The organism is Pseudonocardia asaccharolytica DSM 44247 = NBRC 16224 (genome assembly GCF_000423625.1).
GTDB classification, from domain to species: domain Bacteria; phylum Actinomycetota; class Actinomycetes; order Mycobacteriales; family Pseudonocardiaceae; genus Pseudonocardia; species Pseudonocardia asaccharolytica.
The window spans coordinates 1-7819 of the sequence record NZ_AUII01000054.1; the positions used below are offsets into that span (position 1 = coordinate 1).

General features: G+C 69.2%; 9 protein-coding genes. 4 read left to right on the forward strand and 5 right to left on the reverse strand.

The window, feature by feature from the left end; all coding sequences use genetic code 11:
* Positions 1-405: 405 nt before the first annotated feature.
* Positions 406-1422, reverse strand: a complete 1017-nt coding sequence (locus G567_RS0124740; protein ID WP_147201356.1) for a 2-oxoglutarate and iron-dependent oxygenase domain-containing protein — start codon at positions 1420-1422, stop codon at positions 406-408.
* Positions 1423-1532: 110 nt separating this feature from the next.
* On the opposite strand from G567_RS0124740, the gene G567_RS0124745 reads away from it, so the two are divergent.
* Positions 1533-2003, forward strand: coding sequence for an Lrp/AsnC family transcriptional regulator (locus G567_RS0124745; protein ID WP_147201355.1), 471 nt, complete (start codon positions 1533-1535; stop codon positions 2001-2003).
* Between the two features lie 24 nt (positions 2004-2027).
* Here the strand turns inward: G567_RS0124745 and G567_RS0124750 are convergent, their stop codons facing one another.
* A complete protein-coding gene (locus G567_RS0124750) occupies positions 2028-2909 on the reverse strand; it encodes an IS5 family transposase (RefSeq protein WP_028932032.1) in 882 nt (293 codons plus the stop codon).
* An 822-nt stretch (positions 2910-3731) separates the two neighbouring features.
* On the opposite strand from G567_RS0124750, the gene G567_RS0124755 reads away from it, so the two are divergent.
* Positions 3732-4976: an IS110 family RNA-guided transposase gene (locus G567_RS0124755; RefSeq protein ID WP_028932033.1), complete on the forward strand. Its 1245-nt coding sequence runs from the start codon at positions 3732-3734 to the stop codon at positions 4974-4976.
* A gap of 257 nt (positions 4977-5233) precedes the next feature.
* Here G567_RS0124755 and G567_RS0124760 read toward each other — a convergent pair whose 3' ends face one another.
* Positions 5234-5554 carry a transposase gene (locus G567_RS0124760; protein WP_084796434.1) on the reverse strand — a complete coding sequence of 107 codons (321 nt, stop codon included), beginning with the start codon at positions 5552-5554 and terminating at the stop codon, positions 5234-5236.
* 165 nt (positions 5555-5719) lie between these two features.
* On the opposite strand from G567_RS0124760, the gene G567_RS36750 reads away from it, so the two are divergent.
* Positions 5720-5851, forward strand: a complete 132-nt coding sequence (locus tag G567_RS36750; protein ID WP_261763896.1) for a hypothetical protein — start codon at positions 5720-5722, stop codon at positions 5849-5851.
* A gap of 221 nt (positions 5852-6072) precedes the next feature.
* The gene (locus tag G567_RS31335; RefSeq protein WP_037058124.1) at positions 6073-6762 is read left to right on the forward strand and encodes a site-specific integrase; all 690 of its coding nucleotides are present in this window, start codon (positions 6073-6075) and stop codon (positions 6760-6762) included.
* Positions 6763-6778: 16 nt separating this feature from the next.
* On the opposite strand, the gene G567_RS0124775 is transcribed toward G567_RS31335, so the two are convergent.
* Both G567_RS0124775 and G567_RS32550 read right to left on the reverse strand, forming a co-directional pair.
* On the reverse strand, positions 6779-7372 hold the full coding sequence (locus tag G567_RS0124775; RefSeq protein ID WP_147201388.1) for an IS630 family transposase: 594 nt from the start codon (positions 7370-7372) through the stop codon (positions 6779-6781).
* Positions 7369-7819: helix-turn-helix domain-containing protein (locus G567_RS32550; protein ID WP_051232629.1), on the reverse strand; the 451-nt coding region annotated here is incomplete at its 5' end. The genes G567_RS0124775 and G567_RS32550, both read right to left, overlap by 4 nt.

The window sequence follows — 7819 nt, forward strand, 5'->3', positions numbered from 1 at the left end:
CGATCACGGTCAGTGCCTTGGTGCCGCTGTTCGCGCCGTGCCGCTGCAAGGTCAACCGGCGGTCCACGAGTCCGGCCAGGCCGACTCGCTGCGCCAACACCGCGGCCGGCAGCAGCCCGGCGGACGGCACGAGATTCGGTTCGTCGAACCTCACGGACACACGCGCCAGGTCATGAGATGCTCGCACTCGTCAGATGCCTTCCCTGCGCGGACGTGGTGGCCTCAGCAACCGACATCGTTCCTGCTCGGAGGGCATTTGATCTTTCAGGCGCGCCGTAGCCCACGAGGCTCAGCGGTGGATCCGGGCTAAAGGAGCCGTCCGTGTGCACCGAGTCGAGCATCCCGGGCCTCGAGTAGTCGCCTCGGCCCTTGCTTGTAGTCCGGCGTCGACCCGTTGGCCTCGAGTTAGGGCGTGCTCTTTACGAGGTCGGCGTGGTGGGTGGCGGCGACGTCGGGATGTGCGCGGAGACGGGCCTTGAGCAGATTGTCGCCAAAGGTACCGGAGATGACGTTGTCGGGGTTCTGGCTGACTCCACGAGCGTGTTCGGCGAGTTCGGCCGGCAGATCGATCCGGGGCACGGTGGAGTCCAGAGCGGGGTTGAAGAAGAACGGGATCGACAACCGGGTTTCGCCCATCGGCGGGGAAACCACGCGGTGCACGGTCGCCTTGAGGTAGCCGTCGGTGGCGAACTCCATCAGCTCGCCGATGTTGACCACGAACGCGCCGGGCACTGCCGGGGCGTCGAGCCACTCGCCGTCGCGCTCGATCTGGAGACCTCCCTTGCCCGGTTCAATCATCAGCAGGGTCAGCACGCCGGGGTCCTTGTGCGCGCCCACCCCTTGCCCGCGGTCCTCGCGGCCGGGGTAGCGGATGAGCTTGATCAGCGTCGAGGGGCGATCGCCGAAGGCCGCGTCGAAGACATCGGCGGGGCTGCCGAGCGCCACCGCCCAGGACCGCATCAGTCGTCGCGCGATCATCGCGCACCGCTGTTCCCAGTCGAGGAACACTGTCCGCAGCTCGGGCTGTGCGCTCGGCCAGAGGTTGGGTCCTTCCAGGCGCATGTAGGCGGGGGCCGCCGGCTCGTTCCAGGGGTCGCGCTCGGCGGCGATGTCGATCTGTTCGCGCCAGTCGACCTGGCCTTGGGTGAGCTCACCGCCGGTGCGGTTATAGCCACGAAAGTGCGGGCTGCTAAGCATCTCGACTTCGAGCTTGTCCTTCTCGGGCAAGGCGAAGAACCGCTCGGCCGCGGCGAACGCGCCGTCGACCACCTCGCCGGGAATACCGTGCCCGGTCAGGTAGAAGAACCCTGTTTCATGGGTCGCGTGGCGCAAGGCGTTGCGGAACGCCGCCGCTGAGGCCTCGTCGCCGTCGAGCAGGGACATGTCCAGGACAGGGAGACTCGCCGACACCGGCATGTGCATCACTCAGATCCTCCGCATCTCGGACGGCTTCGGGAGCGGTCACCGATATTAGCCCGAGTTCCGAGTTCACCTGCCATCAGACGAAGCTCCTTCGCCTAGACTCGGTGATCGTGCAGATCTCTTCGACGGACAGGGCGATTCTGGCGACGGTTCAGGAGAACTCTCGGATCTCCAACCGCGAACTCGCGGCCCGTGTCGGGCTGGCCGAGTCCACCACGCACGAGCGCGTCCGCCGACTCGTCGAAGCCGGAGTGATCAGCCGCTTCACCGCCGACATCGACCCGGCCGCGCTGGGCCGCCCGATGCAGGCACTCATCGCGGTACAGCTGCGCCCACAGAGCGCCGAGGTCGTCACGAAGTTCCTCGACGCTGTCGTAGATGACCCGTGCGTGCTCGACGCCACCGTCCTGTCCGGCGAGACCGACGTGCTGATCCGCGTGGCAGTGGCCTCCAGCGAGGCGCTCCGCACCTTCGCTTGGCAGAAAATCACCTCCGTACCCTCGGTCCGCTCGATACAGACCCACATCGTCTACGAGCACCGACGAGGATCGACGGTCACCACGGCGGACCCGTCCGACTAAGAGCGCCCGGCAAATGATGGATGGTCAGCGGAGCCGTCGGGTGGTCGGCCGGGTGGGCCAGCGGTGGAGGCTGCGGGCCTGGTTGATCAACCTACGGATGACGGTCAGGGCGGCGGCGAGGTGGAGGTAGAACTCGACGATGACCTTGCGCTGGTCGGTGAACCGGCGCAGTTTGCCGTAGCCGTTCAGCCACGAGTGTGTGCGCTCGACCGGCCAGCGGCGTCCGGCCTGGATCGGGGCCGGGACACCCTTGACCGCGATCTCGCCCTCGAAGCCCAAGATCTCCAGCAGGTCGCGGGTCTTGCCCGAGTCGTAGCCGCGGTCCAGATGCACGGTCGGGAACAGGTCCTCGCCGTGCACGCCGCGGTGCTGGGGCAGCGGGCCGATCATGTCCACGATGCCGACCAGGGTCGGCTCCAGCAGCGGCGAGTCGTGATCGTTGGCGCGGGCCGCGACCAGATGCAGCGGGATGCCCTGGTTGTCGCAGGCCACGGACCGTTTCGTGCCCTGCTTGCCCCGGTCGACCGGGCTGCGTCCAGCCACCTCCCCCCCGCCCGGGGACTTGGTGATCGATCCGTCGACCGACAGGTCGTCGAGGTCCAGGCCGATCATCTGGTCGTAGCCGGCCAGGGTGGTCCGCAGCACCTGCTCACCGATCCCGGCCTCGGCCCACTGGTCGAGTCGCCGGCGGATGGTGCGGTCCGAGCAGCCCGCGGTGGCGACGCGTTCGTAGCCGCTGCCGTGCACCAGGGCGGCGAGCACGTGGTCGAACACGACCCGGTCGGGGATCCGGCGGCGGTGGCATCCCCACGGATGGGTCGGGTCGAACTCGGGACGGTCGGACCCGATCAGGGCAGCGAACTCGACCCACAGGGGCTCGGTCAGGGATGCTGGCAGCAGAGGCACGGACTCTCCAGGCGATCATCAGGACATCAGCAATCCCATGATCACTTGCAGGTCCGTGCCTCTACCCGCAACGACACGCCGTCGCCTCTACTGCCGGACGCTCTAACTCATCGCGTTGGCTCCAAGCCCTGGAAATCGACAAGATCTTCTGGGAGACGAAGCAGGCCGCCTGATCAAGGCGCCTAGAGCGGCGCTGACCAGCGAGGATAGCTCCTCGTCAGTCAGCGTCGCTTTTCGTTGCTGGGGGTGTTCTCACGGCCCAGCGACGGCCCAGACGGCCCAGGAACGATCTTGAAATCCCAACGTGCGGGGCCCTTGGAGTGCCATCCCGGCGTGAGCTTCCCCCCGTAACGCGGACACCTGCGGTGTGGGGTCAGCGATCTTGGTCTGGCCTGGTATGCAGGGTCTCGAAGGTGACGAGGCTGTGCATTCCGATGCTGGAATGACGTCGGTTCGGATTATACCAGCACTAATGGCAACCGAGCGGACGCCTGTACCAGCAGTCGGCCTTCGAGCCTGGTGATCGAGAGCGGCGCCCCTCGCGGGCGGTGTCGCCGCCGGTCCGGATGCCCGTAGAAGCCGTCGGGCCCGACCCGGGTGATCGAGAGGAGCACGGCGCTCGGCGGCGACACCGCGCGGCGAGGATGACCCTGTTCGTGATCGTCAGGGTCGAGCCCGATGTCATCGACAGACTTCGAGTCTTCATGCGAGCTGGGGCGCCTGCCGATCCGCGGGGCGGGACGGCTCGTGAGATGTCGTGCCCAGAGCACTGTCCATTAGGGCGCCGGTGCCCCGCAGCCGACCGAGACGAGAGGACTCTGCATGGCAGCGGTGAGCTGTGGGATCGACTGGGCGCAGGACCACCACGACGTCGCCGTCGTCGACGAGCACGGCGCCGTGGTCTGCGCCGAGCGCATCGGCAACGACGCCGCGGGCCTGGCCCGACTGTTGGAGATCCTCGTCGAGCACGACCCGGCCGACCGGCGCCTGGAGGTGGCGATCGAGACCAGCCGAGGGCTGCTGGTAGCCGGGCTGCGTGCCGCCGGCCGGACGGTGTTTGCGATCAACCCGCTCGCCGTGTCGCGCTACCGAGACCGCTACCGCTCCTCGCGCGGCAAGTCCGACACCTTCGGCGCGATGGTGCTGGCGAACATCCTGCGCACCGACCGCAACGCCCACCGCCCGCTGCCCGATGACAGCGAACAGGTCCGCGTGCTGCAGGTGCTCTGCCGCGCTCAGCAGGACGCGGTCTGGGACAAGATCACCATCACCAACCGGATCCGCGCCCTGCTCAAGGCCTACTTCCCCGGGGCGGTCGCGGCGTTCGAGCGCGGCGGGAAACATCGGCTGGAGTCGGCGAGTTGCCGCACCATCCTCGCTGCGGCGTCCACACCGGGCGAGGCGGCAGCGCTGACCGAGCGACGGCTGGCGGTTCTGCTGCGCAAGGCCGGCCGCAAGCGAGGTATCGACGCCGAGGCCGCCCGGCTGCACGACTACTTCCACAACGAGCAGATGCACCAGCCCGAGGCAGTCGAGCAGGCCATGGGCGTGGCACTACGCGGCCTGGTCCGCCAGCTCGACGCGATCTGTGACGCCCTCGCCGAGCTTGAGACCTTGATCGACGCCGCGTTCCTGGCTCACCCCGACGGGCGAATCATCAGCAGCGTGCCCGGCCTCGGTGTCGCGCTCGGTGCCCGGCTGCTCACCGAGATCGGTGATGACCACACCCGGTTCGCCGCCGGCCGAGCCCTGAAGGCCTTCGCAGGCGCTGCCCCGGTGACTCGGGCATCAGGTCGCTCGACATTCGTGCACGCTCGCCGCGCGAAGAACAACCGGATGGCCGCGGTCGGCTACGTCTGGGCGCTGGCCGCAGTCCGCCACGACCCGCTCTGGGAGGCGCGCTACCGCGCTCGCCGCGCCGCCGGGGACCGCCACGTCACCGCACTCCGGAAGATGTTCAACAGCATGCCCGGCAAGCTCCACCACTGCCTGACCACCGGCGAGCTCTACCAACCCGACGAAGCCTTCCGCCCCCACCTCCCCGCGGCCGAAGCACCGGCTGCTTGACAGCTTGAGTTCGTGAGATGTCTCTATCCACTCGAAGACCGCACGGGCAAGCTCATCGCGTGTCTGCCACGCTTTTGTGCCGCGAGAGTCTGGGTGAATTTCCCGGATCTGTTTGAGGAGCAACTCGTTCTCCTGGGCACGCGGGGAAGCGGGGCGACCGAGCCAGTCGTAGTAGCCCGATCGGGACACGCCCAGCACCCGGCAGGCCCCCGCGACATCAATGTTGTCGTCGGCGAGTTCACGGACCAGCGGGAATACTAGTTTGGGAGGACGTTCTCCCGGGCGAAGTACGCGGCGGCACGCTTGAGGATCTCGACCTCAAGTTCGAGCCGACGCTTGTCCCGACGCAGCTCGGCAAGCTCGCGCTTCTCCTTGCTCGTCAGCTGTGTCGAACTGCCGGACTCGTCGACATCGGCCTGGGCCATCCAGTTCCTCAAGCACGACTCGGAAATTCGCAGGTCCTTCGCCAACTCAGCCACCGGTTTGGCCCGTTCACGGGCCAACTCGACAGCACGACGACGGAACTCGGGAGGGTGGGGAGCCGACACGACGACATCCTTCCCGGTGGCCGCAGCCACCTCAGGTCGGGTGTCCGTGCTCCGGGGGGAAGCTCACTCAACGCCTTCGAGATCACCTGCGACGGACGCCTGTCCGCCGCACGCGGATAACCCAAAGATCGACAGTTACACCGAAAAGTTGACAGACCCTCCTCTTCGCTGAGCCGCAGCGTCATCTACGAGCAGTTGCGCAGTGGCCGGCTGCGCTCGGTCCACGTCGGCCGGACCCGGCTGATCCCCACGTCCGCGATCGCCGAGTACGTGGCCCTACTGGAACGCGAGGCCGCCGAGTCCGACGAGTTCCGGGTGGTGTCCTGAGCACCCGACGGAGCCGCGGAGAGGGCGGCCTGCACTGGGACGAGTCCCGGCAGCGCTGGATCGCGACCGCCACGCTCGGGTCCGACGGCCGGGGCAAGCGGATCACCCGCAAGGCCAGCGGCACCACCAAGACGGCGGTCAAGGCCAAGCTACGGGAGATCCTGCGCGACCACGAGGACGGCACGACCGTCGCACCCGGCAACTACACCGTCCGGGAGACCGTGCACGACTGGCTTGCGTTCGGGCTCTCCGGCCGTGCGCCCTCGACGGTCGCGAACTACCGCACGATCGCCGAGACGCACATTGTCAACCAGCTCGGCGCTCGGCGGCTACGGGACCTCACCGCCGACGATGTGGACCGGTGGCTACGGGCAGAGGCACGCACGGTGAGCACGCGGACGGTCCGGCTGATGCACTCGCTGCTCAACCGTGCGGTCAGGCACGCGATGGCCCGGGACAAGGTCAAGCGCAACGTCGTGTCGATCTGCAGTCCCCCGGCCGGACGCGCGGGACGCTCGTCCAAGTCGCTCACGCTGGAGCAGGCGACGGCGCGGCTCAAGGCCGCCGAGTCGAGCCCGCTGCGCGCGTACATCGTCCTGTCTCTGCTGACCGGCGTCCGGACCGAGGAGCTGCGTGCGCTGCGGTGGGCCGATGTCGACCTGACCGGCGACCCGGACGCCACTCCCCCGGTGCCGCCGTCGATCTCGGTAGTCCGCTCGGTGCGCATCGGCGGGGACACCAAGACCCGCAAGTCCCGGCGACGCCTCGGGATGCCGCTGGAGCACATCTCCCGACTCGTCGGTCACAGCGGCACCGCGATCACCGAAGCCGTCTACCGCCAGCAGCTCCGCCCGGTTCTGGAGCACGGGGCCACGGCGATGGACGACATCTTCCCGGTCGCCGACCCGTAGACACTCACAGCGGTTTTCAGGCAGCTTGACGGGTGGGGTAGCCGGCGTGGGTGAACCAGCCGGCGGCGTCGGCCGGGGTGACCGCGTCCAGCGCGGCGGCGATCGCGGCGTCCAGGGCCGCCCGGCTGCGCGCGGCGGCCGCCCGGATGAGGGCCTTGAGCTTGCTGAAGGCCTCCTCGATCGGCGAGAGGTCCGGCGAGTAGGCGGGCAGGAAGACCAGCTCGCAGCCGGCGGCCTCGACCAGCGCGCGGATCCGGTCGGGGTTGTGCGCGCCGACGTTGTCCACCACGACCACCCTCCCCGGGCGCAGGCCGGGCAGCAGGAAGTACTCGAGATAGGTGGCGAAGACCGCGGTGTCGGTGCCGCCCTCCACGGTCATCGCCGGGCTCATCCCGGCCAGCGCCAGCCCGGCGAGCAAGGTGGTCACCGGGCCACGGTTGCGCGGCAGGGCCCCGTGCGCGCGTTCTCCGCGCACCGCGCGGGCCCGGCGGCGGGTCATCGCGGTGTGCGTGCCGCACTCCTCGACGAACACCAGCCGGCCCGGATCGATCGGGGCCATCCGCTCCCGCCACGCGGCGCGCGCGTCCTCGTCACGTTCGGTGGCGGTCAGGGTCGTTGCTTCAGCGGCCGGCCCGGCCGCCGCGCCCGCCCCGTCGGGGTCCGCGCCTGGCCGGGGGCGGCCGGCAGGCTGGCGATCGCCCGCGACATCGACGCCAGCGACACCGGCTCACCACCCGCGGCGACGAAGGCCGCGACGTGCTCGGCCGGGGCGGCGTCGGCGGCGGCGTCGAGGCGGGCCGGCAGCCAGGCGTGCAGCCGCCGCTTCTTCCTCGGCTCCGGCCCGTGCCGCTGCCCGGTCGCGGCCAGGCCGCCGGTGGCCCGCCGACGGGCCAGATACCGCTGCACGGTCCTCACCGACACGCCGAACCGGGCAGCCGCCTGCGGCTGGGTCATCCCCGCATCGACCCCGGCCACCACCCGCTCACGCAGATCCATCGAGTACGCCCGCACGTCGCCCTGGGTACCCCCGCCAACCAACCAGCACACCGCTGTCAGT

What these genes read in the sequence shown, in the direction of transcription:
- G567_RS0124740 (WP_147201356.1), bottom strand. Translation starts at nt 1,422, where the DNA reads ATGCACATGCCGGTGTCGGCGAGTCTCCCTGTCCTGGACATGTCCCTG.
- G567_RS0124755 (WP_028932033.1), top strand. Translation starts at nt 3,732, where the DNA reads ATGGCAGCGGTGAGCTGTGGGATCGACTGGGCGCAGGACCACCACGAC.